The organism is Leucobacter weissii, from assembly GCF_017565745.1.
Taxonomy (GTDB): domain Bacteria; phylum Actinomycetota; class Actinomycetes; order Actinomycetales; family Microbacteriaceae; genus Leucobacter; species Leucobacter weissii.
This window is the reverse complement of sequence record NZ_JAGDYM010000009.1, coordinates 23,889-49,905: the sequence shown is the minus strand read 5'-3', so window position 1 is coordinate 49,905 and position 26,017 is coordinate 23,889. Positions and strand designations below refer to the sequence as shown.

Here is a 26,017-nt window from a genome sequence, read left to right as displayed (position 1 = left end):
CCACGATGTCAGAATCCTCGCAGCACAGCTCTGCCCGCCTCGTCGATCGCCACCCGAGCATCGCGGGAGCCGAGCTCGTCGCCAACATGGTGCCCCCGCGTCAGTTCGACGGGGCCAGCTTCGACTCGTACCGCCCCGACCCGGACTATCCCTCGCAGGCCGAGGCTCGGGACACCCTGCGCCGTTTCGCCGAGCCGGAGGCGCCGCCCCAGCGGTCGGGGCTCTTCGGACGGCGGAAAAAGGCCGAGCCGAGGCCGAGCGGAGTCGCGAAGCCAGGCGTGTATCTCGACGGGGGCTTCGGCGTCGGCAAGACGCACCTGCTCGCGGCCACCTGGCACGCGACGGCCGGGAGGAAGTACTTCGGCACGTTCATCGAGTACACCGCCCTGGTCGGCGCGCTCGGCTACTCGGGTGCCGTCGCCGTCCTGCAGGGCGCGCGCCTGATCTGCATCGACGAGTTCGAGCTCGACGACCCGGGCGACACCATGCTCATGACCCGACTCATCGGGGATCTCGTCGGCACCGGCTCGCGCATCGTCGCGACGTCGAACACGCCCCCCAACGCCCTCGGTGAGGGGAGATTCGCGGCGGCGGACTTCCTGCGCGAGATCCAGGCGATGGCCGACCGCTTCGTGACCATGCGGATCGACGGCGTCGACTACCGGCAGCGCGACATCGACGGAGACGCGGTGACGCTCAGCGACGATGCGTACCGCTTCGTGATCGCCGACGTCGCCGCCTCCGGGGAACGGATGACGGACGATTCGTTCGACGCGCTCATCGCCCATCTCGCCACCGTCCACCCCTCCAGCTACATCGGCCTGCTCAGCGGGGTGAGCACCATCGGCCTCCGGGAGGTGCACGAGCTCACGGACCAGTCGGCGGCGCTCCGTTTCGTCGCGTTCATCGACCGCGTCTACGATGCGCAGATCCCGATCTGCGCCACCGGCGTGCCGCTGACCTCGATCTTCGCCGGAGGCATGCTCGACGGCGGCTATCGCAAGAAGTACCTGCGCTGCATGTCCCGGCTCAACGCGCTGACCCAGGGGGAGGGCGAGCGATGAGTCGCGGAGGCGGCGTGCTGAGCCGCCTCATCGAAGCGGTCGCGGGATCCCTGCGCAGAGGTGCGGACGGCACCTCCGGCCGGGGGGAACCGGACCTGCCGGTCGCGACGTGGCGGGAGGACCCCCGCGCGGGACCCGCCCGATCCCGGGCGGATCTCGACGCGGACGGGACCCGGGACCTGCGGACGGACGAGATCCGGTCGCTGCGGCCCAGCTATTCGCCCCTGCTGGACGGAGAGCCGGATCCTGGTGAGGTCGTCTGGACCTGGGTGCCCTACGTGGAGAACGACGGACGGGGCAAGGACCGCCCTGTGCTGATCATCGCAAGCCTGTCGGACGGAGCGTTCGCCGGATGCTATCTCAGCACGAAGCAGCACCGGGGGTTCGTCCCGGTCGGCACCGGGCCCTGGGATCCGCAGGGTCGCGAGAGCTTCCTCTCCCCGGAGCGGCTGCTCCGCGTGACGGACGGGGGCATGCGGCGCGAGACGATGGGCCTCGACCGAGCGGCCTTCGATCGAGCGGTCGCCGCAGTCGTGCGGTCGCATCGGATCCCGCTCTGAGCCGCCGCCCCTGAGACGCCGCGCCCGAGCGCGGGTCACCTCTTCGCCCGAGCGCTCCAGGCGGCAGCCGTCTCGTCGAGGATCGTCTCCCAAGGGGTCGCCTCGATCCCGAAGACGCGGCGGGTCTCGGCGCCATCGGCGACGAAGGGGGCGTCGAATTGGTAGAGCACGCCCAGCACCTCGCGGAGCAGCGGCGAAACCGTCCCGCCGGCGCGCAGCACCCAGCGAGGGATACGGCGCAGCCGCGGCTCGTCGGCGCCCGCCAGCCGGGCGAGATCCTGCAGCACCCGCCTCGGGCTCTGCGGCGGGTTCGAGGGGACGATCCAGGCCGACCCCCAGGCCCGCTCGTCGCGTCCGATCCCGGCGAGGGTCGCCGCCACGTCCTCGATCGCCGTCCAGGTGTGGGGCTGGTCGGGATCCGCGAACACGTTGGCGGTCCTGCCCGAGAGCACGGACTCGGCGTACATCGCGATCAGTCCGCTGCCCACCGGCAGGGAGGGGCCGATGTAGTCCGAAGCCCGCGCCTCCGTGGCCCGAACCCGTCCGGCCCGATGCGCCTCCAGGGCGTCCTGCCACATCCGGGCGCGCAGCTCGCCCTTGTGGTCGCTCGGGCGCAGGGGGGTGCGGTGCGTGATGGGCCCGTCGACCGGGCCGTACCCGTAGAGGTTGCTCATCGTCACCAGGACCGCTCCGCTGCGTTCGGCCGCGCTCAGCAGAGCGGCGGCGAGCGGCGGCCACTCGCGCTGCCACACCGCGTAGCTGCCCGGGTTGGCGCAGTTGTAGATCGCGGCCGCGCCCTGGCTCAACTCGGCGAGGGCCTGCGCGTCGGCCGCGTTCGCGGCGATCGACTCGACCCCCGGGGCCTCGACGGCGCGGCCCGAGCGGGTGACGACCCTCACGCTGAGCCCCTCATCCGAGAGCCTCGCGGCCAGTGCGGAGCCGATGGGGCCGGCACCGACGATCAGGTGGAGTTCGCGCGTTCCGGTCACGCGTCAAGTCTCGTCGAGGCGGCGCGCCAAGGCAAGAGGAGACACGCCTCAGACGATCGTGCAGAAGGGATGACCGACCGGGTCGAGATAGACGCGGAAGGTCGCGTGGCTCTCGAGATGGCGCGCGCCCAGCGCCAGCAGATGCTCGTGGGCGGCGTCGAGATCCTCCACCAGCACGTCGAGGTGCGACTGCTGGTCGCCGTCGTCTCCGGGCCATCGCGGCGGGACGTAGCCGGGGGAGCGCTGGAAGCTCAGCCTGGGACCCGAAGCCGGCGCCAGATCCACCCAGCGGTCGTCGGCGTCCGTGTGATCGTCGGAGAGGATCTCCCCGCCGAGGATGCCGCGGTAGAACTCCGCGAGCGCGGGCGGATCCGGGCAGTCGATCACTATGGAGTGGAGTGTGCCGATCATGCCCCAAGGGTAGGCAGCGGACGCGTTGCTGTCGAGCACGCGGCGTGTCGATCAGCGCCGAGTCGGGAGGCTTCAGTCCGAACCGGTGCGTTCCAGTCGCACGGAGAGCACGCGTCCAGACGGCTGACCGGGGGTGCCCCACCGGATCTCCGCGGCGCCGGCCTCCGCCGCATCGGCCGCGGCGCGGTCGAACAGCCGTCGCCCGATGCCCGAGCCGCGGAGGTCGGCGCGCAGGTGCAGAGTCTCGAGGCGGGCGCGCCCTTCGCCGTTCTCCGAGACCGTATCGAGGCTCCATATCGCGAACCCCACGACCGTCTCCCCGTCGACGGCGACGATGCACGGCGATCCGTCCGCGGCACCGGCGTGTTCGAGCGTTTCGATGGGATCCACGACGCTCGGGGGAGTGGAGCCGCGCTCCTCCTGCCCGCGAATCAGGCGGTCGAGCCCGGCTCGGTCGGCGAGACGCGCCGCACGAATCGCGATCTCCGTGAGGCGCGCCGGCCGCTCAGGAGGGGGCGGCGCTGCGACCGCGCGAGGTTCTCGAGGTTGCCGCGGTGACGGGAGGGTTCGGGCGGGCGGTTGCCGGGTCACCGGCTCTGCGGATGTCATGCAAGCAACGGTAGTTCTGGTGCTATTCGAGATTCCAGGGGAAGTTCACGGAGAAATGGATAGATTCATATCAGAATCGTGGAAGAATCGGCACATGACCGAAAATTCCACGTTGCACCTGGATCGGGTGGATGGCGCCATCCTCTCCGCGCTCCAGGAGAACGGCCGTCAGAGCATCGCCGATCTCGCCCGCGCCGTGAACATGAGCCACAGCGCGACGGCGGAACGGGTGAGACGTCTCGAGGATGCGGGCGTGATCACCGGCTACGCGGCCAGGATCGACGCCGAGCGTCTCGGATTCTCGATCCTCGCGTTCGTCCGCCTCCGTTTCTCGAGCAGCGTCTACGAGCCGCTCAACAGGCTGCTCGCGGGCCTCCCGGAGGTGCTCGAGGCGCATCACGTGACCGGGGACGACTGCTTCATCATCAAAGTGGTGGCGGCGAACATGACCCATCTCGAACGCATCAACCGCAAGATCGGCCAGTTCGGCAGCACGACCACCAGCATCGTCTACTCATCGGTGCTCTCCCCGAGGCCATTGCTGCCGCCCGAGGAGTGAGACGCCGGTACCAGGAGCCGGCCGTGAGCTCTCCATCGGAGGGAGCGGATGACGAGCTCGGCCGAGAGGACCGTCCTGCGGATCTGCGACGGAGAACCCGGTGGGACGTGTGCAGCGACCTACCAGAAGAGCGGCACGAGGGAGACCAGGAAGCTCACCAGCGCGATGCCGAGCATCATGCACGCCACCGTCGTGGACACCAGTTCCGCCTCCGATCGCTGCTGGAACTGCAGTTTCTGCGGCGTGCGGGGGAGGACGTATCCCACATCCGCGGAGTTCTCGAGACCGCCGCGGCCGTCTCGGGGGTCGAGCCGACGGGAATAGGTGCGCCCGTCGATCCTCCACAGAACGACGCCGTCGCGGATGGTGATGCCGACCGTCTGCCTGCGGCGATTCCGGGCGCGTAGGAAGAGCGATACGACGAGGAATGGGACGCCGATGATCGCGGTGATCCAGGAGAGCATCTCGCCGATGATGCCGATGAGGTCGATCGGGTTCATGGTTGGGCCACGACGTCCTGCGGGACGAGGATCTCACTCATACGGTCATCCCTTCGAGCCGGTAGCCCATGCCCGGCTCGGTGAGCAGATGCACGGGGCGCGAAGGGTCGTCTTCGAGCTTTCTCCGAAGCTGGGAGACGTACAGGCGGAGGTATCCGGTGTCTGTTCGGTGCCCCAGATCGTAGTGAGGATGGTCCCGGGCTATTCGGGTCGGGTGCCTATGTCGTGGCGCGTCGACGTGCGAGGAGTATGACTCCCGCCGTGATGAGTGCGAGCGCGCCGCTGCCGAGCGTCCAGGCGGTCCAGGGAGCGCCGGAGGTCGCGAGCTGTTCGGGATTCGTATCCTCGGTGTCGTCCTCGATCGGCTCGGGAGCAGGCTCGGGGTCCGGCTTCGGTGTGGGGACCGGCTTCGGTTTGGGTTCCGGGTCGATTTCTGCGGGTTCAACGGTCAGGACGACCGCGTCCGAGACGGACTCGGCATGATCGGCATTCCCCGAATAGCCCGCGGTCAGAGCATGATCCCCTGCCGGGAGCCCTGAGACGCGGAGCGTTGCGGCCCCGTTCACCAGCGGCACGGATTCGAGGCTGGTGCCGTCCGCGAGGAAGTCGATGTCGCCGGTCGGGGTGCCGCCGGTCACCGTCGCGGTCAGGGTCGTCGCATCCTCGACGCTCATGACATCCGGCGCGACCGTCAATACGGTCGTGGTGGTGTGTTTGGCGACGGTGACGGTGATCGGATCGGACGTCGAGGCGGTGTTGCTGGAATCTCCTGCGTAGACCGCGGTGATGGTGTGGTCCCCGGGTGGGAGGGCGGACACAGGGAGGGACGCGACCCCGTTCGTCGTCGTGCTTTCGCCGAGCGGGGTGGCGCCGTTGAAGAACTCGACCGCGCCCTCGGCCGCGTACCCGCTCACGGTCGCGGTGAGCACGGTCTCCTGGCCGACCGTGACGGGGTTCGGCGATACGGTCAGGGACGTGGTCGTGGACGCCTTTTCGACGGTGTAGAGGATCGGGTCCGAGGTCGCAGGCGCGATGTTGGTGTTCCCCGAATACTCGGCTGTGATCTGGTGGTCGTTCACCGGCAGTGACACTCCGGTGAGCGTCGCCGCACCGGAGGTGTCGACCGTGGTGGTGCCGATGCTGGTGCCGTCCGCGAAGAACTCCACCGTGCCCGACAGGTCTATGCCTGCGGTCGGCGTCGTGACCGACGCCTGCAACTCCCCGGGGACGCCCACCGTGGCCGGGTTCGTGGGAGCGGATACCGTGACCGTTGAAGCGACGACGCCCTTCAGGAACGCTCCGGGGCCGGTCACCCGATACGAGAAGCTGCCCGTTTCGCCGCCAAATCCTGTTTGGAGGAGGGTGTACGTCGTTCCGGCGTTCAGGTACACGGAGCGATTATCATCGATCTCGCGAATGCAGTTGCTCACGTCTGCGGGATCGTAGGGGCCGGACAAGAGCACGATGCGACCATCGCCTTCGTCCCTGAGATCGGTGAACTGGTAGGTTCCGCTGACGGTCACCGTCGCCAGCTCGGTGACGGCATGCCGTGCTGAATTGCCCCAGTCGCTGGGGGTTGAACATAGGGTCGACATCGGCCATGCGTGGGTCATCGGATCCGTGTCCGTGACGGTATAGCTGAAGGTGACTTCATCGGCGTGAGCGGGGGACGCGGCGAGCAAGGTGCCGGTCAGGAGAGTGAAGACAGCAGCAATGCTGGCGAATCGAAGACGCATAGCATCGAGCCTAGTCCAATGCGGGAGAGGAACTGCATGCCCAGGACGGACGCATGCGAGCGCTCCTGAAGCCGCACATGATCCGACGGACTCCAGTCGCCCCGGTCGGGCAAGCGAGCGTGCTTTCCGATCGGCTCAATCGTCTGTGCGCGATACTGGGATCGAACCAGTGACCTCTTCCGTGTCAGGGAAGCGCGCTACCGCTGCGCCAATCGCGCCTGTTCAGGCATATTCAGTTGTGTGCCGAGGTGGCGACGGGATTCGAACCCGTGTATACGGCTTTGCAGGCCGCTGCCTCGCCTCTCGGCCACGCCACCGCAGTGGTTGACACCACGAGCAGCCTGGTGACCCAGACTACTGGAGCGGATGACGAGACTCGAACTCGCGACCCTCACCTTGGCAAGGTGATGCGCTACCAACTGCGCTACATCCGCACACACGTTTCCGCGTACTTGAAAGACTATAGGGGAGTCCTGGGAGGCACCGCAAATCAGTCGGTGCGTCTCGGGGTGCCGGTGACGCTCCGAGGCGATTTCCGCGCGGTCGTCGCCCTCCTCTCGGGTGAGGTGTCAGCGCCGGGCCGGCACATGCCCGATACTGGTAGACATGAGTCGGGGAGTGCGGAAGACGTTCTGGAGCGTCTTTTCCGCGCTGCTCGTGGTCGCCCTCCTCGCCGGTGCCGGACTGGCCTATCTCAATCGCCAGCACATCTCCGATCACTTCGCGGCTCAGAGCTTCGATGCGCCGCAGGAAGTCCTCGATCTCGCGGATCGTCTCGATCTCACCGACGAGGGACGCCGGGTCTTCCTCGCCACCCGTCCGACCCTGGAGGCGAGTCAGCGCTTCAACGAGCAGTGCGCGGATGTGGACCACTCCGAGGGCGGTCATATTCTGGGCTGCTACACGCGCGACAGCATCCATCTCTTCGAGGTCACCGATGAGCGCATCGACGGCATCGTCGAGGTGACCGCCGCGCACGAACTGCTTCACGCGACCTTTGCGAGGCTCGAACGCGGAGAGCGCGACGACCTCGCGGCCCGGCTCAACGAGCTGTACGCGGAGTTGTCGGGCGAGTCGCCGGCATTGGCCGAGCGGATGTCGGTCTACAGCGCTCTCTCCGGCGACGGCTTCGCCAACGAGCTGCATTCGGTGCTCGGAACGGAGGTGCGAGAGCTCCCGGACTGGTTGGAGCAGCATTACGCGAGGTGGTTCAACGACCGGGACGCCATCGTCGACTTCTTCGACGACTATCACGAGATCTTCGATGAGATCCAGACGCGCGCCGAGGAACTGCAGACGGAGATGGAGGAGTTGCGCGAGGACGTGGAGGAGCGCAGCGCTGCCTATGAGGAGGCCGTCGAACGGTTCAACGATCAGGTCGACGATTTCAACCGACGTAATGCGGCCTTCGAGTTCTCCGGTAACGAGGTGGAGTTCTGGGAGCTGAGAGAGCGGCTCGAACGGCGCTCGGAAGAGCTCGGAAACGAGTACGAACGCATCCAGCGGAGAATCGAGAAGTACGAGGAGATGCGGGAGGAACTGCAGGACCTCGATGCGGTCAACCAGGAACTGAACGAGAAGCTCGACAGTCAGCTCGCGCCGCCGGTCGGCCCGAGCGGATGATGGGCGGTACGGAGGACGTCCGCGGCCGTGTATGATCGTTGAGGTCGGTGTCGCGGTGCGACGCCCCGGGCGATTGGCGCAGTTGGTAGCGCGCTTCCTTCACACGGAAGAGGTCATCAGTTCGAGTCTGGTATCGCCCACCCAATAGTCGATGTTCAAACTTGCGACGTCCGTAGGTTTGACATCCTCCCCCGCACGTAGCCTGGCCTCGTAGGCCAGTGCTGCGGCGTGGAGGTTCGGGTCAAGCAGCCAGTCGAACGGTTCACCAGGCTCCGCCTCCACATGGTCGACGTTCTCGACCTCGTAGACGTGGATGCGCTCGAAGAACGCTTGGTTGCAGATGCGTCGGAGTGAGTCGTCAATGCTCATGTAGATCGCGTGCATGTCACCGGCCAGCGCGAGGCAGTCTTCCAGGTGCGCCTTGGCCTGGTCGTACTCGATCTGGCCCGCGTCGATCTGCGCATCGAGGAACGCGAGTCTGCGACCGATGCGGTCCTGTTCCTCTTTGAGGAGGTCCAGTGGGACGGCACCCGCGTGGTGGGCGTGGAGCAGGCTGCGGCGTTCGTCCCGGAGCTGGTCACGCTCGACGGCGAGAGTGTGTCGTTCGGCTTTGTTCGCAGTGTGGAGGTCATCGAACTGGCGAACGAGCATCTGCCGCAGCGCGGTGACGATGTGCTCGGGAATCTGCACACGCCGGTAGTAGTCCTCCACCTGTCGTTCGACGTGATCGATCGGCATCGCCTGGCGCGTGCAGTTCGTGCGCTTGGAGTGCCGGCCGGCGCAGATGAAGTACGGGTAGACGATGCCCTTGCCGTTCTTCGCGTGCGTGACCATGAGCCGGGAGCCGCAGTCACCGCAGTACACGGAGCCTTTCAGATAGTGCTCATGGGTCTGGGTCTTCTCCCCGGATACCTGGTGCGCGGTGAGGACGTTCTGCACCCGGTACCAGAGTTCCGCGCTCACCAGCGGCTCGTGGAGTCCGTCGTAGCGGGCGCCACGGAAGATGACATCGCCCTTGTAGTACGGGTTGGAGAGCATCTGCTGGATCGTGGACAGCCCTGGTGCTTTCGCGGGACGTTTCGGGGTCGGCACGCTGGTGAGGCCGCGGTCGATCAGTTCGCTGTGCAGCATCGAGGTCGAGTAGTTCCCTGTGGCGTATGCCTCGAACGCCCACCGCACCAGCGCGGCACGGTCCGGGTCGGGGATCACGGTGGGAATGTCACGGCCGAGCTCGTCACGCTGGTGGACGTTGAGGTATCCGATGGGCGCCCGCCCGACGGTGCCGCCGGTTGCGGCCTTCTGGGTCATGCCCTTCGCAACCTCGTTGGCGAGGTTGCGGGAGTAGAACTCCGCGATCGTGGACATGATGCCGTGCAGCAGCATCCCCGATGGGGTCTCGTCAATGTTCTCCGTCGCGGACACGAGCATCACGCCGGCGTCTTTGAGGGCGAGGTGGATCGCCACGTCGTCGGCGCGATTGCGGGCGAGCCGGTCGACTTTGTGGACGATGCAGTACGCGACCTGGTGGGTCTTGACGTACTCGATCATCCGCATCAGTTCAGGCCGGTCGGCCTTCCGCGCGGACTCGCCCGCGTCGATGAACTCCTCCACGACGATCGCGTTCAAGTCGCGGGCCTTGCGGAGGTTCGCGTCGCGTTGCGCGGGGATCGAGAAGCCCTCGTCGCGGCCGCCGCGCTCTGCCTGCTCCTTCGTGGACACACGCAGGTAGGAGACAGCAAGAGTCGTGGTCTCGCCGAGACGGTCGAGACTGGTGGGTGGCGCTGGGGGTGCCAGAGTCATGAGTCGTGTTTCCTCTCACCGATGGGTGGGAGCCAACGCGACGACGAAGCGTCACGCGGTGCGACTCGTAAACGGGAAACACGTCCGCCGGAAAAACCGGGGTAAGCCACAAGGGCAAAGGGACTGCGCACCCAGCCGGAGAGGCTGTGGCGTCGGGTTCTATTCTACGTTGCCAGGCTCAGAACGCCCAGGATCATAAGCATCCGGCGCGGATGACTCCTCGGCCTTCACCCTGCCAACCGCCATGCCGAGGAACACTTGCGCGAGCTTGTGCAGATCAGGTTGGCTGCGCGGCACCGCCTCTACCGTGAAGCGCCGATCCTCACCGCGCCTGCGCCGCGGCCGGTTCACGGAACTTCTCCTGTGCTCAGAACAAGCCCGGCGATGAACTGATCCTCAGCACGCCGGCGTGCTTGAACGTCGGCGTGCATGTATTCCACGAAGTCTTCCTCGCGGTTCGGGATCAGCACGTCCTCGACCGGTTCGACGGGTTTCTCGCCGGGCCAGATGATCTGGCGGGTGGGGCGGTCGGTGTTCAGGCGGGTGCCGCAGGCTGAGGTCCAGTCGCGGAGGCGTTCGCGGGCTTCGGCGAAGTCGCGGTGCCAGACGAGCATCGCGGAGCCTTTGGCTTCGGGGTGGATCGCGCACAGCCAGTGGATGTGGAGGGCGGAGAGTTCCCAGACGAGTTCGGGGTGGCGGTGCCAGAACGGCGGAACCACGGCGACGGGCAGGCCGTAGGTGTGGCGGAGCCAGTGCACCCATTCGTTGAGCGCGAGCCATTCCTCTTCCGCGGCGTCGGCGGTGAGGAGGTTCCAGTTCACCGGCCCCGGAGGCCCCGCCGACTCCTCGTTCTCGGTGCCGGGGGTTTCGGGGTCGTAGCTCTCATCGAACTCGTCCTCCGCCATCTCACCGGGATCAGCATTGCTCTGCTTGGGCAATTCATCGGCCATGATGCGCGATCACCTCCCGACTACAGCAGCGCCCGCGGATGCACGGCGTTCGGTGTCGGGTGAGAGCGCGGCGCCCTCGAGTCCCGCATCCAGGGAATCGGCTGCTGGGGTGCGGCGGGGCCGGTCGACGGTGTAGCGGGTGCGGGCGAGGTCGTGGCCGATCTTCTTCGCAACGAACTCCTCCGCCTTGACCGGCTGCCCGTTGTCGTCGCTGCGGTCGTACTGGTGCACGTACCCTTCGGCGATGAACTTGTCGCCCTTCGCGAACCGCTGGTGCGCGCGTTCGGCGGTTTTCCGGAACGCGACGAGGTCATGGAACGTGGTCTCGGTCTGCGTGAACGAGCCATCGTCTTCCCGACGGTAGTGCTCCTGCCCGATCTTCACGAACAGGCGCGCGTCGCCCTTCTCGGTGAACGACAGGTGGGGTTCGGAAGCGATGAACCCGGACAGGGACTCTTGCGTATGGATGGCCATAGGACACTCCTGATCGGTGACGGCATCCCCAGGACTGGGGTGCTCTGTCACTCAGGTGCGCCCGCGACCCCCTGCGCACCCGTCGACGCCGCTGTTCCTGCTTGCAGCAGCTCTTCGACACCGCGGCGCTGCGACTGCAGCTCGCCTGCGTCCTTGCGGTGGGTCCATGCGCGCAGTCTCGCGATGATCGGTGGTGCGGCGCGGAGGAGGATGAGGCCGGTGCCGAATGGGAGGGTGCGGATCACGTCGGGTGGCATGATCGGCACCCGTCGGATGGAGCGTTGCGCGGTGCGGGACCCGTGGTCGCCGACCGTGGTGGAGTCGGTGATCTCGTCACGCTCCCCAATCAGTGTCGTGAGGTCTTGGAGGTCGCGGGAGTTGGAGGCTCCGCCGAGGATGATCTTCACAATGCTGGCGTCCCAGATCGCGCCAGCCGCGTTGTCCGACCATTTCTCCCGTGCCTGGGCGAGGGACTGCAACACCGGCATCGTCGCGATTCCCGTGCCTCCGCCTTCTGCCATCAACGTCGGAAGGGACGGGAGCGGGGCGAGATTCCCGATCTCGTCCAAAGCGAGCAGGAGGGGTGGGTCGAGCCGTGCGGCGGGTGATCTGGCGGCGAGGCGTCGGGCGGCTTCGACGAGGTCTTCTACGAACGCCGATACTAGCGCGGCGCTGTTGTTCGCCCCCGCACCTGTTGCGAGGAGGTAGACGGTGCCGCGCTTGCGGAGGAACTCTTCGGGATCGAACCGCTCATCCGGGCCGGGGCTGACCGCGTCGAGCACCCGCGGGTCAGCGAGCGCGGCCAATGACAGCGAGACGCCTTGCCAGATGGAGTCGCGGGTTCTCGGGTCGGCGTCGATCATGGCCTGTAACGAGTCCGCCCACCCGGTGGTTGCGTTCGGGTTCGCGGTGAGGATCGCGACCGCATCCGATGCTGCTGCCGGGTCGAGCGTCCACCGGAAGAGTTCGGCAGGGGTGCGGTGATCCAACGCGGCTGCGTGGAGGAGGGCTTGGAGTGCGGTGCGGGTTTTCCCTTCCCAGAAGTCGCCGCCTTCGACACCACCGGCGGAGAGTCCGGTGCCGGCGGCGAGGCCGGTGGCGCGGATCATCGCGGTCAACGGGTCCTCGCACCCCCGGATCGGCGACCATCGGAGTCCTGCCGGGACGCCTTCTGCGAGGTGCTGCGGGTCGAACACCGCCACCGGGCGACCGTAGGTGCTTCGGGCGGTGAGGGTGGCGGTGAGGTTGTCGGGGCGGGTGGAGGTGGTGACGACCGCGCCGGGGGCGTCGAGGATCGCGTTGATCACCACATGCAGTCCCTTGCCCGAGCGTGGTGGCCCGATCAGCAGGATCGAGTCCTCCACACTCGCCCACACATTCACACCCCGCGACGCACCCAGGAGATAGCCCACGTCTCCGATCGCCGGGCGGTGGATCGAGGGGCGGAGCTGCCCGGCGCGACGCAGCAGTGACTTTTCTGATGCGGCCGTGGTCACGTCGGTGCGGGTGGCGATCCCCGCGATCCGGTACGGGTCGACTTTCGTGCGCCGTGCCTGTTCCCGGAACGTCCGCCAGACCCACCACCCCGCCGCCCCGACCGCGATGATTAGGGCGCCGGCGACGATCCAGTAGACGACAGCGTTGAGCCCGTCGGCGCCGAGCGCGGCACCCGGATCACCCGGATGTAGGAGCACCCCAAGACCGGCCTCGATCCCACCCGACGGCTGCGCGATGCCGGTGACCCAGGCAGTGATGCTGCCGGCGATACGGAGCAAGACTGCCAGGGCGGCTGCGGCGATGAGGGCGATGATGCCAAGGTTCGCCAGCTCATCCCCGAGCGCCCCGCCCTGCCTGGGGCTACTCATTGGATTCTGCCAATGGTGAGAGTGCCCGAGACGCAGCCGAGGAGGATCACTTCACCCGTCACCGCAGCCGCCGCCTGCTCCGCCGTGAGCAGGGCACGAGCAACACCGTCACCGCCGGCGTCGCTGTGGGCGTGGATGATCGCAACGGCGACATCCTCTCCGGGCACAAATCCTGACCCCGCCACCTGATGCAGCACCGGGGGTGCCGCAGGCCGTGGCGGCGCCGCGGACGCCGGCGGTGTTTCCCAGGGCTTCGGGCCTGGTCGTTCGCGGGGTGGGGTGATGATGTCGGTGAACGTTGACCCGTCTGCCTCCCGTACTTGCACTCGCAGCGGCGTCCGGTATCGGGCGGTGAGGGTGTCGAGGATCGTCGGGAACGACTCGCGCCGCCAGCCGGGCGCGAACGGCTCCGGCAGATACGGCACCCCATCCACCGTGACTGTCATCGACCCGTCACCGTCGATGGTGAACTCCACGACCGGCACGACCACCGGCCCGCTCGATTCAGACTTCGGAGACTTTGCCATGCGTGGGGGCTGGTGGTCGGGGTGGGTTCGGCGGTAGCGCGGCTTCGGCGTCACAGAGGGTCCTTCCAAGCGGTGCAGGGGTGTCGCCATGCAGGTGCACCCGCACCGCCCCAAGCGCCGCGAGACGCCTTGGCGCGGAAAGGTGGGAGGGCACGAACCTGGGGGTGGTTCGTGCCCTCCCGTGCTGACCCGCCGTGTTGGGGGTGCCAGCAGATCAGCAGCTTCGTTAGTCCTCCTTTGCTCCCTCGAACTGGGCCTTGAACTCCTCGAACCCCATGTCCTCTTCACGGACCTGGCCGTTGCGTTCGCGGGCGATTGCGAGGCGACGACCGAACAACAGCACCCCACCCGTCGCCGCAGCGATCAGCCCACCGGCGAGGCCGAGCGGCCACCAGTCACCACCGCCCGTGTGCGCGAGCTCACCCGGCGTACCCGGCTTGCCGGGCTCATCCGGTGACTCGGCGACGGTGGTGGTTTCGTCCGGTGCGCCGCAGATGCCGCGGTGCAGGATCGTGCCGTCGGCGTTGGTGACGGTCTCCACCCAGTAATAGACGCCCGTCCGGTCGAAGATCACCTCGTCGGAGCGATACTCACCCGGCCCATCCAACTCGATCACCGTGGAGGTGAAGACGAGTTCTTCCGGGGTGCAAGTGGCGGTGTCGCCATCCTGCCGGTACGCCTCGAACATGAGGCGTGCGCCGTCGGGAACGGTACCGGTGACGGTCGCAACATCATGCGCCGGATCACCCAACGTGACGGTCGGGACCGCGTTCGTCTTCACGATCAGCTCTTCTGGCTGCTCCTTGACGACCGTTGTCTCACCCGGTGCCCCGCACTCACCCGCAGCGACGATCTCGCCATCGCTGTCGTAGAGCGTTTCGATCCAGTACACGTTCCCCGCCGCATCGACGGAGGTGGTGCCCGAGCCGTAGATGCCGGCCTGGGTGACCGGGATCTCGTCGCTCTCGTAGAACGGCACCTCGCACACGGCTCCGGCGTCGGCCGGGTGCGGCCCGTACGCGCGGAACACGAGATAGGCGCCGACGGGAATCTTCGTGCCCTGCACGAGTGCCGTGTCCGAGAACGGCTCACCGACGAAGGCTTCCGGGGTTGCCTGCGTGATCACCGACACCGGAACCTCGGTGCCGGTGGGTGGGACGTAGAAGCGTTCCAGCACATCCGCCGGCGACGACTGATACGGCTGCACCCGATCATCACCCGCGAACCTCGTCACGAGGACGTAGAAGCCGGGCTCCGTCGGCACGATCTGGTCCTCATCTGTGTACCCGAGCTTGTAGACCCCATTCCGTGCCGGCGTCGTCAGCTCCGCCAGCACGGGTGCGGTGGTGAGGTCGAGATCGTCGGTCAGCATGGTATCGGTGGCGAAAGGGCCGTAGACGGTGTGGCGGAGCTCATCGACATCCGCACCCCAGTACCCGTCACCAGCGAAATCACCGTGGTTCGCCGGGAACCCCGACACGGTCACGACATCGAATGCGCGCCCGCCGGGGTGCACGTTGTACTCCCGCATCAGCGAAGTCATGGTGATCGGCCACCGGACCGAGGTCGTCTCCACCGCGATGCCGTAGCCGTCCTGCCAGTCGCTGGCGAGATAGTCGCGCACCCACTCCGGCTGCGACGACTTCTTCACTTCCCACACCCAGGTCACGAACCCACCCGACGGCGCCACCACCGACGGCGACGTATACACGCCAGGACCGTCAGCCGTGACGGTGACTGTGCCGAGCGGCACCGCCGCCGCATCGATCTCCGCGTTCTGCGTGGGAGGGAGGGTGCCGGGGACTTGGTAGGCGGTGCCCTCGAAGACGACCGGAATCGGTGCTCCATCCTTCTTCAACCAGGCACCATTCGAGCTGGACACCGTGATCGTGTCCGTCAGAGCATCGCCGGGGACGGCGAGACGCTGATCCGCCTCCGACACCGCGACCGGCTGGAACGGCACCACGCTGGTCTCCGTCACCTGCCCGAAGCGGTCGGTGAAGGAATCGGTGAGGTACTTCGCGTGATCTCCGTGGGCGTCCTTATCGATCGCCCACACCCAGGTGTAGAACCCCGACTCCGGCGCGATGATGCTGCCGGACGAGGTGTACGAGCCGGCACCGGTGAGCGTCACGGTCTCCGAGCCCGCGATAGGTGCGCCTGCGGGCGGGGTGTCGGCTTCTGCCGGATGCTCATCGAATGGCCCGTACAGGGTGCCGGTCGCGGTCACCTCGACCGGTGCACCGTCCAGGTGAATCCAGGTGCGCTTCGATACCGACACTGTGAGCCCGTCCACAAACGCGTCACCCTCAGCGACGAAACGGGAGGCAACCTGGGTGGTGATCTCCGGCTGGAAATCCAGCTCGATCACCGGAGACTCCGCCGACGCCGACAGCCCCGTCGAGGAACCTGAGACGGCGGCGATCAGGCGCTGCTTCCCACCGCCCGGCGTGACATAGAGGTCAAGGGCGGCCCCGTACCCGGCAGCGTCGATGCTCATCGACGCACCGATCTGGTATGACGGGACACCGTCGGCGGGGGTGCCCGTGATCGGATGCGCGCCCGCACCGATCGTCCGAGACGACGACCCATCGGCAAACACGGCGTCCGACAGCGTCGCGGTGCCTGTGAGGCCTGCGGGGTGGGTGGCGACGGTGAGCGTGCCGGCGTACTGATCCGCCATGTCCAGGCTCAACGACAACGACGGGTCGGTGACCGCATAGATGGCGGCTTCCTGTCGTATCGTGGCGAGGTTCGCGAGGATCGTGCCCCGCTCCGACGCAGGCGCGCGGGCGACGTAGTAGTCGTCACCGGACATGCCGTGCGAGTTGTAGGTGCCAGCGCTCGTGACCGACCACACATGCAGGGCGACGGCGGCGGTGATGTTCGGATCACCCGACTGTCCCCACCGGTCCAGGACGTAGTTCAGTTCCGCGAGCTGCTGCCGCGACAGGGAATCCAGCGACGTGATCCGCTCCGGACCCGACGTGCTGCCGTAGGGGGCGGCGGCGTCGAGGTCCGCGCAGTACGCCTGCCGACCATCCACGTCGGTGTTGTACGCGCCCAGGAACGCACCACCGGACCAGTAGCCGACGCCTTCGCTACCGGCGTGCGCGGGCTGCGTGCCCAGCGCGAAGGAACCGGCGATCACGAGCAGCGCGATGAGCGCAGACAGCCACCGCCTGAGCCGGGCCGGTGGCGGTGACCCGGTGACCGGGGATGGGGTGAGTGATCCTGACACGAGAGGCCTCCTGACGTTTGCGAACAGCGACCCGGGCATCCGGTCGCCTTCACAGCAGGTGCACCACTGCCCTCACAACCCCCGACTCGGCCCCTCTCGCCGGGCACCGGGCGGGTCGGTGTCGAGGGGATCGTTCTCGAGTCCCGCCCGCTCACGCACCCGACGCTGCGCCCCGTCACGAACCGTGTGCAGCAGTTCGCGGATGTCGTCGTACCCGGTGATCACCGTGGCAAGGCCATCGTGTAGGAGGCGGTGACACCCCGCCGACGCCGCACTCGTCACCGGCCCAGGTATTGCGCCGACGGGGCGGCCGAGTTCGACCGCGCGGGCGGCGGTATGCAGGGTACCCGAACGGTAGCCGGCCTCCGCGATGATCACGGTGCCGGAGAGGGCGGCGAGGAGGCGGCCGCGTTGCAGGAACCGCCACTTCGTCGGCACCGCCCCCGGCGGCACCTCCGACAACAAGAGCCCCTGCTTGCTGATTCGGGTGAGGAGGTCGGTGTGCCCGGCCGGGTAAAGCCGGTCAAGCCCACCAGCCAGCACCGCGACCGTCGGCCCGCCCGCTGCGAGTGCGGCACGGTGCGCGGCACCGTCGATGCCGTACGCGCCACCGGAGAACACCCGATGCGCCTCGTCCACCGCGGACTGCACCAGCTCTGCCGTGACGTGCTCCCCGTACCCGGTGGACGCTCGCGCACCAGTGACGGTGAGTCGGTCCCAGACGGGTTCCGTCAGCAGCTCGGTGTCGCCTCTCGCCCAGAGCACGAACGGTGCACGATCGCCGAGCGCGTCGATCCCGGACGGCCAGTGCGCATCGCCAGGGATCAGCACACGCATCCCATGACGCTCAGCATCCGCGATCACCCGCCCGGTGTGTGCGGCGTCGATACGGGGTGCGAGACGCCGCCGCCAGGTGTCACCATTCGGCCCCACCGGAACCTCCGCGCCGATCGCTCGCGCGACGGTCTCGGATGCGCCGACGGTGCGGATCATCCGGCCCGTGACGGCGTCTCCTGGCTCGGAGGCGATGGCGAGGATGATCCTCGCGGTGCGCTCATCTGTGGCCAGTTCGTTGATCGGGTCCATCGATTCTGCTCCTTCGTAGCTGGATGCAGAGAAGGTACGAAGCGGTGCGCTTCTTCACCTCGGAGCCGAGTTCCTATGAAGGCGCGTGACCTGAGCGATCTGAGATCACCGATCAAGCCGTCACGGTAGTCCAAGGACAGTTAGCGGTCGGCGTCATCCTGTTGGTATACGTCGGGGATGCCGTTGCCATTGGCGTCGACAGTGTCTTGTTCGCTGATGTTTCGGTAGCCGCGGTTTCTGACGGTCAGGACGATGGCTGCCAGGGCGGCGGCGATGATGGAAGCGGTGAGGATCGCGACTTTGGCGTGGTCGTGCTCTGGGCTGCCGGGGGTGAAGGAGAGCTCGGCGACCAGGAGTGACACGGTGAACCCGATGCCGGCGAGCAGGCCCACGCCGGCCAGGTCGACCCAACGCAGCGCCGGATCGAGGCGGAGGCGGGCTGTCTTGCTCAGCAGCCAGGTCGTGGTGAGGATGCCTACGGGTTTGCCGAGCACGAGCGCGGCGATGATCGCGATCGTGAGCGGATCGGTGAGCGCGGAGGCGAATCCGTCGAGGCCGCCGATGGCGACCCCTGCGGATAAGAACGCGAACACCGGCACCGCCAACCCGGCTGACAGGGGCCGGAACCGGTGCTCGAACTGTTCCGCAAGACCGGGACCCGCATTATCGGCGCGGTCGGACTTGTGGTGGAGGACGGGGATCGTGAATCCCAGGAGCACTCCGGCGATGGTGGCGTGGACGCCGGAGGCATGCATGAACGTCCATGCTCCGACCCCGACGGGGAGCAGGATCAGCCACGCAGCGGACGGGTGCAGACTGAAGAGCCGGCGGGAGAGTTGCGCGATCAGTCCGTAGATGATGATCATGACCACTGCGAGCAGCAGCGGCAGCAGGTCGATGGTGTCGGTGTAGAACAGGGCGATGATACCGATCGCGATCAGGTCGTCCACGACCGCGAGAGTGAGCAGGAAGACCCGCAACGGGCTGGGCAGGTGCGAGCCGATCAGCGCGAGCACCGCGACCGCGAAAGCGATGTCGGTAGCGGTCGGGATCGCCCACCCGTCACGGAGCCCGGGATCGCTACCAATGACGGCGAGGTAGACGCACGCCGGGATCGCGACCCCACCAACTGCTGCGGCGATCGGCACCACGGCGGTGCGTATCTGGCGGAGGTCACCGGCGACGAACTCGCGTTTGAGTTCGAGCCCGACCAGGAAGAAGAAGATCGCCAGCAGCCCGTCCGTCGCCCACCCTCCCAGGCTCAGTTCCAGATGCCAGGGCGCGTATCCGATGCGGAAGTCCCGTACCGCGAAGTAGCTCTCCGCCCAGGGCGAGTTCGCCCATACGATGGCGACCGCGGCGAGTGCGACCAGCAGCATCCCGCCGACGGTCTCCTTGCGGAGCACCTCGCCGATGCGCACCGCCTCCCGATAGCTCCCGCGAGCGGGGAACACCGAACGGCGACGCGAACGAACAGGCCGAGGAGTGGGCGTGGACATGGAACCTCCGGGAACGGTCGACAACAGAACCGTCGACCAGGCTTCCCGACACGCCGCCACTTATCCTACCGGCGCTGCCCCCTGCTCGTTCTGAAGGGGTGAATCAACTTCCAACTCTTGGGCCGCAGGCATCGTCCGACAGCTCCCGCAGACCCGCCGTGCGCTCACACAGCCGAGAGTTGCGGGCTCAGACGGGCGATGCGCCGGGCGATCTCATCGAACGTGGCGTCATAGGCGGCGTCCGTACCGACGCGACCGGGGTTCGGCACCGACCAGTGCAATGCGTCCGCGTAGACGAGTTCCTCGTGAGCACGGTCGCAGACTGTGACGACGAGGTCGCCCTCGCCGATGACCCCGCCCAGGTCGCGAGGCGTGTGCGGACCGAACGGGAGATCATGCCTCTCCGCGGCCGCGATCGCTTTCGATGATGTCGCCGCGGCGGGGTGTGTGCCTGCCGAAGTCGCTGGGATCGGGCTGGCTTGCGCCCAGAGGGCTGCAGCCAGTGGAGAGCGAGCCGAGTTCCCGGTGCAAACGAACACCACCCGCCGGGCTGCGAGCACGGGTGTGGGCAGGAGCCCGTCCAGCGCCGAGGGTCGGAGTCGGATGTAGCTGCGCCGCCGGTCGCCTTCTGAGCGGGACCGGACGATCAGCTCCGTCCGGTCGAGCACACCGAGGTGATGGGCGACCAGGTTCGATGTCAGCCCCAGCGCGACTTGCAGCTCGCCCGGGGAGCGGTCAGCGAGGGTGAGGAGGTCGATGATCTGCAGCCTCGCCGGGTCTGCGAGGGCCGCGTGCGTCGCTGCTCTCTTCTCCAGGGAAGTTCGCTCAATGTTCATTGCCTCAAGGTTGACTGAGGCAATGAGTGTCGTCAAGACTATTCGTGATGCACCCGCAACCAACTCCCGCCTCTGCCGCCGCCCATCGTCCGGGTGGGGCGGTTGAGGTGTTCTGGCTGTTCCTGCGGCTCGGGGTGACGTCGTTCGGTGGGCCGGTGGCGCATCTGGGATATTTCCGGGAAGCGTTCGTGGAGCGGCGCCGGTGGTTGACGGATCGGGCGTATGCCGACCTGGTCGCGCTGTGTCAGTTTCTGCCCGGCCCGGCGTCGAGTCAGGTGGGCATGGCGATCGGTCTGCAACGGGCAGGGATGCTCGGACTGCTCGCGGCGTGGGCAGGGTTCACGCTGCCGTCGGCGGTCCTCCTGGTCGGTTTCGCCTACGGTGCAGCGTCTCTCGGCGACGCGATCGGATCAGGGTGGCTGGTCGGGCTGAACGCGGCTGCGGTCGCGGTGGTCGCCCACGCGGTCCTCGGGATGGCGAAGACCCTCACCCCGGACGCACGGCGAGCGACGATCGCGGTCGGCGCGCTCATCGTGGTGCTGCTAGTCCCAGGGGTGCTCGCACAGGTCGCCGCGATCGTCGTGGCGGGGATCGCCGGATGGGCGTGGCTTCGCCCGCCGATCGCACCGGCACAGGAGACGGATGCGTTTCCGGCCAGGGTGCCGCGGGCGGTGTCGATCGGGAGCCTGATCGTGTTCGCGGTGCTGCTGACGGCGCTTCCCATCCTGGCTGCGGTGACCGGGAACGGAGCGATCGGGCTGGCGGACGTGTTCTACCGGGCTGGGTCTCTCGTGTTCGGCGGCGGTCACGTCGTCCTCCCGCTGCTGGAGGCGGAGACTGTGCAGACCGGGCTCGTCGGACACGACGTGTTCCTCGCCGGGTACGGGGCCGCGCAGGCCGTCCCGGGGCCGCTGTTCACCTTCGCCGCCTATCTTGGCGCCGTCACCACGACCGGTCCGACCGGGATCGCTGGGGCCGCGATCGCGCTGGTCGCGATCTTCCTTCCCTCGGCGCTGCTAATTATCGGAGCGTTGCCATTCTGGGAGCGACTGCGCCACGCCCGCCACGCGCAGCGTGCCCTGGCAGGGGTGAACGCCGGAGTCGTCGGCATCCTCGCCGCCGCCCTCTACACGCCCGTGTTCACCCAGGGCATCACGGGAGTCGGAACCCTCGCCCTGGCCGCGGCGGCGTTCGTCGCGCTGACGATGTGGAAGACCCCGGCCTGGGCCGTCGTCATCACCGCCGCTCTCATCGGATGGATCGCCCTATGAACCCCGCACCCCCGTGGCGACGTGCCGCCGCCGAGTTCCTCGGCACCGGGCTCCTTGTGACTGTCGTGGTCGGCTCGGGCATCGCCGCCCAGCGTCTCTCACCAAACGACGTGGGGCTGGAACTGATGGAGAACTCGATCGCCACCGCGCTCGGCCTCGCGGTACTCATCCTGATCTTCCAGCCCATCTCCGGCGCCCATCTCAACCCGTGCGTCACCCTCGCCGACCGCACCCTCGGTGCAGCCCTGCCGGCCGGGACGATCGCCGTGTATGTCGTCGCGCAGGTCGCCGGCGGCGTCGGAGGCGCGGTCCTCGCGAACACTATGTTCGACACCCCGACTGTGCTCTCCACGACGCAGCGCGCCACGGTGGGGCACCTGCTCGGGGAGGTCGTGGCGACCGCAGGGTTGGTCTTGCTGATCTTCGCCCTCGCCCGTACCGGCCGCGCGGTGCTGGCGGGTCCTGCTGTGGGTGCGTACATCGGGGCCGCGTACTGGTTCACATCCTCGACCTCATTCGCCAATCCAGCCGTGACCGTCGGCCGGATCTTCACCGACACCTTCGCTGGTATCGCCCCCGGCTCCGCCTGGCCGTTCCTGGCCGCGCAACTCGTCGGCGCCGCGGTCGGTGTCGGGCTCGTCCAAATCCTGTTCCCGCTTCCCCGAAAAGCACACCCATGACTCACCTCGCCATCATCGGCGGCTCCGACGCCGGCATCTCCGCAGCCTTGCGCGCCCGCGAACTCGACCCCACCGCCGACGTGACCGTCGTGGTCGCGGACGAGTACCCGAACTTCTCCATCTGCGGCATCCCGTACTACTTCACCGGCGAAGTCCAGCCGTGGCAGTCCCTCGCGCACCGCACAAGCGCGGATCTCGAAGCCACCGGCATGACCCTGCGGCTCAACACCTTCGCGACCGGCATCGACGTCGCAGGTCGTCGCCTCGAAGTACGGAACCCCAATGGGTTGAGCGAGCAGATCGCCTACGACGAGCTGATCGTCGGCGCCGGCGCCCTCCCGTCCCATGCCGGCATCACCGGCCTCGACCGGCTCGGCCCGGCGGACGGGGTGCATGTCATCCATTCGATGGGCGACACCTTCGCCCTCGACCACGACCTCACCACCCGGCAGCCCGCCTCTGCGATCATCGTCGGCGCCGGCTACGTCGGCCTGGAGATGGCCGAAGCCTTCACCGCACGCGGCATGCAGGTCACCCAGCTCCAGCGCGGCCCCGAAGTGCTCTCCACCCTCGACCCCGAACTCGGCGCCCTCGTCCACCAGGAACTCGACGCGCACAGCGTCGAGGTCATCACGAACACGACCGCCGTCGGGATTGAGAAGACCCCGGCCGGTCTCGCCGTCACCGGGACCCGCCAAGGTGAGTCGTTCCAGCAGACGGCGGACCTCGTGCTCGTCGTCGTCGGCGTCCGGCCCAACACTGAACTCCTCGAACGGGCCGGCGCATCGCTCGGTGCGGGTGGCGCGGTCGTCGTGGACGAGCGGATGCGCACTGGCCTCCCGCACGTCTGGGCCGCCGGCGACGGTATCGTCACCCACCACCGCCTCCTCGGCCTCACCTACCTGCCGCTCGGCACCACCTCGCACAAGCAGGGCCGCGTCGCCGGGGAGAATGCCATCGGGGGCGACCGTGCCTTCGCCGGTTCGGTCGGCACGCAGGTTGTCAAGGTCTTCGACCTGGTCGCCGCCCGCACCGGGCTGCGCCAGCACGAAGCCGAAGCCGCGGGCTACGCGCCGTCGACGGTCGCCGCGGCCGCGGATGACCACAAGCGGTACTACCCGGGCGCCCACCCGATCCAGTTCCGCATCACCGGCGATACGACGGATGGGCGGCTGCTCGGCGCGCAGCTCGTCGGCCGCCGTGGCACCGAGGTCGCAAAACGCGTCGACACCTACGCCACCGCCCTCCACGCCGGGCTCGCCGTCGATCAGATCTCCGACCTCGACCTCTCCTACACCCCACCGCTCGGCTCCCCGTGGGACGCCGTGCAGGTCGCGACCCAGGCATGGGACGCGCAACACCGCCTCGCCGCAACCCCAGCCTGACCAGCGCGAACTCACGAGTCTAGGTACGCTGAAACGATCCCTCGACCCGTGAGTTCCCGCCATATCAGGTTTCACGAATCGTGAACTTACGGGGTTCGCCTCTCATCCGTGCCGTGGTGTCGAACGTCGCAAGTTCGGCCGGGTGGAGTTGGTGCTGGACGACGAAGGAGCGTTCTTTGATCCGCCAGAGTCCTTGTCCTGTGCCGAGTCCTGGGAGGAGTTTCTGTTCGGTGCCGGTGAGGCCGAGGGCGGCGGCGGTGGCTCCGAGTTGGTCGGGTTCTTGCCGGTAGATGATCCTCGTTTCCGCATTCGCCAGCAGCGAGTTCGCGAGGGCGCGCATGGCGGAGCCGGAGTCGCCGACGTTGTCGAGGTCGGTGAGTTTGTGGAAGATCAGCATGTTCGCGATCCCGTAATGCCGTGCGAGTCGCCATTGCGCATCCATCCGCCGCAGCAGTGCTGGGTAGGCCATGAGCCGCCAGGCTTCGTCGTAGATCACCCACCGGTGCCCGCCGTTCGGGTCCATCAGCGCCGACTCCATCCACGCCGACGAGCAAGTCATCAGCACCGAGATCAGTGTCGAGTTCTCCGCGACCCGCGATAGATCGAGACTGACCATCGGCAGGGACGGGTCGAACCGCACCGTCGACGGCCCATCGAACAGTCCGGCGAGGTCACCTGCGACGAGGCGTCGGAGGGCATGCCCGACGAGCCGGCCGTCTTCCGCGAGCCTCCCATCGGTATCGGTGGCAGGTTCGGGGTTGAGGATGCGGTCGACGACCATCGGCAGGATCGGCACCTCGGACGAGCGGACGGTGTCTCGGAGGGCGAGGTCGATCGCGGTGTGCTCCAACGGTGACAGCACCCGATCCAGCACCGTTTCCGCCAACGCACCGATGAGTTCACGGCGGCGGGAGGCGACCTGCGCTGCCCATTCCGCGTCGCTGGTCCCGGAGGGGCGGTGGCCTTCATCGAGCGGGTTGAGGCGGTTGCGGAGTCCGTGGCCGAGGACGATTGCTCGCCCGCCGACGGCTTCGGCGACGGCGGTGTGTTCGCCTTTGGGGTCGCCGGGGACGTAGACGCGGCGTCCGAACGGGATCGATCGGGTGTAGAGGGATTTTGCGAGGGAGGATTTGCCGGAGCCGACGATGCCGGCGAGGACGATGTTGGGGGCGGTGATGATGCCGCGGGCGTAGAGGGTCCAGGGGTCGTAGACGAATGATCCGCCGGAGTAGAGGTCTTGCCCGATGAATACGCCGTCGGCGCCGAGGCCGCCTTCGGCGAGGAACGGGTATGCGCCCGCGAGCGTCGCGGACGTGTCCTGATGCCGAGGCAGACGGAACCGGCCCGGCGTCCTGAGCGCCGCAACTCCGGGCTCGCCCGCGGCGGGCAGGTAGGTGGTGTTGCGCCGCTCGGCACGCTCCGCCGCGACCCGCGCTCGTTCCTGTGCTTGCTCGGTCTTGCGGGCGGCCGCTTCGATGTTCGCGGCGGCGTGCTTGCGCGCCTTCCGGTGCTTTCGGCGTTCCCCGGCGGGTTCGACCAGCGCCGCCGTGTGCAGCTTCTGCCGGTCACTCACAGCGCTCGCCCCCGAGACGGCGACGACACCTGCGATACTGCGAAGTAGTCCTCCTCTTCGGCGGTGGGCACGGTGCGGCGAGCTCTCGACGGCGCCGCCGTCTTTGCCTTCGCCGGCGGTGTGTCGAGGTCCCGCGTTTCGGGGTGTGTGCGGAGCAGGGAGACGTGTCCGTGGTCGTGGTTGTACGTCAGCACATAGCCGCCCTGCTCGATCACTCGGTCGAGGGGGCCGGTCGGAGGTTCGTCGTAGACGTATCCGTTGACCAGCGCCGCTTGCGTGGTCTCCTCGCCCATGTCGAACCCGGTCAGGTGCTCGATCGCGGCATCCGTGCCGTCGCGGTCGATGATCGCCAGCACCTCGTCGGCGTCCTGCCCCTGTAGGAACACGATCCCCACCCACCGGGCAGGGGTGGGTTCTGAGGGTGCGGGTCGCCACGCGATGCGGCCAGAGACACCCATGGCCGCATCCACCTGGTCATGCACCCCATCAAGCAGCGCCGTCGCGTGCCGCAGATCGGCCGCGGCGGTGAGAGCGTGACTTGCGCCAGCACCCTGGTTCCCGGCGTCGTCGTATGCACGCACCTGGTTCGAGACATGGACGGTGGCGAGCTGGTCGAGCACCTGCCGGAGAGACCTGACCCCGGCGAGGAGATCACCGAGCACCGCGTAGGTGTCGGCGGGGTCCTCGAACACGCGGGTCGCGTGCGCGAGACCGCGGAGCGCTTCGGACGCTTCCGCAGCATCAGCGGTGGGGTTCTGGAAGGTCGGCATCACTCACTC

General features: G+C 67.7%; 23 protein-coding genes, 4 tRNA genes and 1 pseudogene. 8 read left to right on the top strand and 20 right to left on the bottom strand.

Annotated elements, in window-relative coordinates; translation table 11 throughout:
* The first annotated feature begins 5 nt into the window (after positions 1–5).
* Both zapE and J4H92_RS07845 read left to right on the top strand, forming a co-directional pair.
* Positions 6–1,064, top strand: coding sequence for a cell division protein ZapE (gene zapE, locus J4H92_RS07850; protein WP_208097627.1), 1,059 nt, complete (start codon positions 6–8; stop codon positions 1,062–1,064).
* Positions 1,061–1,624, top strand: coding sequence for a hypothetical protein (locus J4H92_RS07845; RefSeq protein WP_208097626.1), 564 nt, complete (start codon positions 1,061–1,063; stop codon positions 1,622–1,624). Before zapE ends, J4H92_RS07845 begins: the two co-directional genes overlap by 4 nt.
* A gap of 35 nt (positions 1,625–1,659) precedes the next feature.
* On the opposite strand, the gene J4H92_RS07840 is transcribed toward J4H92_RS07845, so the two are convergent.
* The 3 genes from J4H92_RS07840 to J4H92_RS15745 form a co-directional block, all read right to left on the bottom strand.
* Positions 1,660–2,613, bottom strand: coding sequence for an NAD-dependent epimerase/dehydratase family protein (locus J4H92_RS07840; protein ID WP_208097625.1), 954 nt, complete (start codon positions 2,611–2,613; stop codon positions 1,660–1,662).
* A gap of 48 nt (positions 2,614–2,661) precedes the next feature.
* Entirely contained in the window at positions 2,662–3,024 is a 363-nt protein-coding gene (locus J4H92_RS07835) for a VOC family protein (protein WP_208097624.1), read from the bottom strand.
* 72 nt (positions 3,025–3,096) lie between these two features.
* Complete coding sequence (locus J4H92_RS15745; RefSeq protein ID WP_208097623.1) at positions 3,097–3,414, bottom strand: GNAT family N-acetyltransferase; 318 nt, start codon at positions 3,412–3,414, stop codon at positions 3,097–3,099.
* Between the two features lie 313 nt (positions 3,415–3,727).
* Between J4H92_RS15745 and J4H92_RS07825 the strand changes: the two genes are divergently transcribed.
* Positions 3,728–4,192, top strand: coding sequence for an Lrp/AsnC family transcriptional regulator (locus tag J4H92_RS07825; protein WP_208097622.1), 465 nt, complete (start codon positions 3,728–3,730; stop codon positions 4,190–4,192).
* 119 nt (positions 4,193–4,311) lie between these two features.
* Here the strand turns inward: J4H92_RS07825 and J4H92_RS07820 are convergent, their stop codons facing one another.
* From J4H92_RS07820 to J4H92_RS07795, 6 genes and pseudogenes are all read right to left on the bottom strand, one after another.
* A complete protein-coding gene (locus J4H92_RS07820; protein ID WP_208097621.1) occupies positions 4,312–4,692 on the bottom strand; it encodes a hypothetical protein in 381 nt (126 codons plus the stop codon).
* 37 nt (positions 4,693–4,729) lie between these two features.
* Positions 4,730–4,864: pseudogene (locus J4H92_RS07815) on the bottom strand (winged helix-turn-helix domain-containing protein); the annotation flags it as partial.
* 46 nt (positions 4,865–4,910) lie between these two features.
* The gene (locus J4H92_RS07810) at positions 4,911–6,428 is read right to left on the bottom strand and encodes an Ig-like domain-containing protein (protein ID WP_208097620.1); all 1,518 of its coding nucleotides are present in this window, start codon (positions 6,426–6,428) and stop codon (positions 4,911–4,913) included.
* 146 nt (positions 6,429–6,574) lie between these two features.
* Positions 6,575–6,646, bottom strand: a tRNA-Val gene (locus tag J4H92_RS07805).
* Positions 6,647–6,674: 28 nt separating this feature from the next.
* Positions 6,675–6,745: transfer RNA gene (locus tag J4H92_RS07800), tRNA-Cys, on the bottom strand.
* 41 nt (positions 6,746–6,786) lie between these two features.
* Positions 6,787–6,862 (bottom strand) — tRNA-Gly (locus J4H92_RS07795).
* Between the two features lie 172 nt (positions 6,863–7,034).
* Between J4H92_RS07795 and J4H92_RS07790 the strand changes: the two genes are divergently transcribed.
* Positions 7,035–8,051 (top strand): hypothetical protein, encoded by a 1,017-nt coding sequence (locus J4H92_RS07790; protein WP_208097619.1) that lies wholly within the window; start codon positions 7,035–7,037, stop codon positions 8,049–8,051.
* A gap of 67 nt (positions 8,052–8,118) precedes the next feature.
* Positions 8,119–8,191: transfer RNA gene (locus J4H92_RS07785), tRNA-Val, on the top strand.
* On the opposite strand, the gene J4H92_RS07780 is transcribed toward J4H92_RS07785, so the two are convergent.
* From J4H92_RS07780 to J4H92_RS07740, 9 genes are all read right to left on the bottom strand, one after another.
* Positions 8,151–9,851 (bottom strand): recombinase family protein, encoded by a 1,701-nt coding sequence (locus J4H92_RS07780; protein ID WP_208097793.1) that lies wholly within the window; start codon positions 9,849–9,851, stop codon positions 8,151–8,153. The two genes, J4H92_RS07785 and J4H92_RS07780, sit on opposite strands and share 41 nt — an antisense overlap.
* Before the next feature lie 347 nt (positions 9,852–10,198).
* Complete coding sequence (locus J4H92_RS07775) at positions 10,199–10,801, bottom strand: hypothetical protein (protein ID WP_208097618.1); 603 nt, start codon at positions 10,799–10,801, stop codon at positions 10,199–10,201.
* Between the two features lie 9 nt (positions 10,802–10,810).
* On the bottom strand, positions 10,811–11,275 hold the full coding sequence (locus J4H92_RS07770; protein WP_208097617.1) for a single-stranded DNA-binding protein: 465 nt from the start codon (positions 11,273–11,275) through the stop codon (positions 10,811–10,813).
* Between the two features lie 47 nt (positions 11,276–11,322).
* Positions 11,323–13,140: a type IV secretory system conjugative DNA transfer family protein gene (locus J4H92_RS07765; RefSeq protein WP_208097616.1), complete on the bottom strand. Its 1,818-nt coding sequence runs from the start codon at positions 13,138–13,140 to the stop codon at positions 11,323–11,325.
* On the bottom strand, positions 13,137–13,721 hold the full coding sequence (locus J4H92_RS07760) for a hypothetical protein (RefSeq protein ID WP_341783038.1): 585 nt from the start codon (positions 13,719–13,721) through the stop codon (positions 13,137–13,139). The genes J4H92_RS07765 and J4H92_RS07760 overlap by 4 nt, the downstream gene beginning before the upstream one ends.
* A gap of 172 nt (positions 13,722–13,893) precedes the next feature.
* On the bottom strand, positions 13,894–16,818 hold the full coding sequence (locus tag J4H92_RS07755) for a hypothetical protein (RefSeq protein ID WP_208097615.1): 2,925 nt from the start codon (positions 16,816–16,818) through the stop codon (positions 13,894–13,896).
* Positions 16,819–16,980: 162 nt separating this feature from the next.
* Positions 16,981–17,994 (bottom strand): DNA-processing protein DprA, encoded by a 1,014-nt coding sequence (dprA, locus tag J4H92_RS07750; RefSeq protein WP_208097614.1) that lies wholly within the window; start codon positions 17,992–17,994, stop codon positions 16,981–16,983.
* A gap of 140 nt (positions 17,995–18,134) precedes the next feature.
* Positions 18,135–19,493 (bottom strand): Na+/H+ antiporter NhaA, encoded by a 1,359-nt coding sequence (gene nhaA, locus J4H92_RS07745; RefSeq protein ID WP_208097613.1) that lies wholly within the window; start codon positions 19,491–19,493, stop codon positions 18,135–18,137.
* Positions 19,494–19,657: 164 nt separating this feature from the next.
* Entirely contained in the window at positions 19,658–20,365 is a 708-nt protein-coding gene (locus J4H92_RS07740; RefSeq protein ID WP_341783037.1) for an arsenate reductase/protein-tyrosine-phosphatase family protein, read from the bottom strand.
* Between the two features lie 11 nt (positions 20,366–20,376).
* Here J4H92_RS07740 and chrA point away from each other — a divergent pair, with 11 nt between their 5' ends.
* From chrA to J4H92_RS07725, 3 genes are read left to right on the top strand one after another with little or no spacing between them, the layout of a single operon-like run.
* Complete coding sequence (gene chrA, locus J4H92_RS07735; protein WP_208097612.1) at positions 20,377–21,600, top strand: chromate efflux transporter; 1,224 nt, start codon at positions 20,377–20,379, stop codon at positions 21,598–21,600.
* On the top strand, positions 21,597–22,280 hold the full coding sequence (locus J4H92_RS07730; protein ID WP_243752140.1) for an aquaporin: 684 nt from the start codon (positions 21,597–21,599) through the stop codon (positions 22,278–22,280). The genes chrA and J4H92_RS07730 overlap by 4 nt, the downstream gene beginning before the upstream one ends.
* The gene (locus J4H92_RS07725; protein WP_208097610.1) at positions 22,277–23,665 is read left to right on the top strand and encodes an FAD-dependent oxidoreductase; all 1,389 of its coding nucleotides are present in this window, start codon (positions 22,277–22,279) and stop codon (positions 23,663–23,665) included. The genes J4H92_RS07730 and J4H92_RS07725 overlap by 4 nt, the downstream gene beginning before the upstream one ends.
* Positions 23,666–23,729: 64 nt before the next feature.
* Here the strand turns inward: J4H92_RS07725 and J4H92_RS07720 are convergent, their stop codons facing one another.
* A complete protein-coding gene (locus J4H92_RS07720) occupies positions 23,730–25,238 on the bottom strand; it encodes an ATP-binding protein (RefSeq protein WP_208097609.1) in 1,509 nt (502 codons plus the stop codon).
* On the bottom strand, positions 25,235–26,008 hold the full coding sequence (locus J4H92_RS07715; RefSeq protein WP_208097608.1) for a hypothetical protein: 774 nt from the start codon (positions 26,006–26,008) through the stop codon (positions 25,235–25,237). The genes J4H92_RS07720 and J4H92_RS07715 overlap by 4 nt, the downstream gene beginning before the upstream one ends.
* Positions 26,009–26,017: the final 9 nt, after the last annotated feature.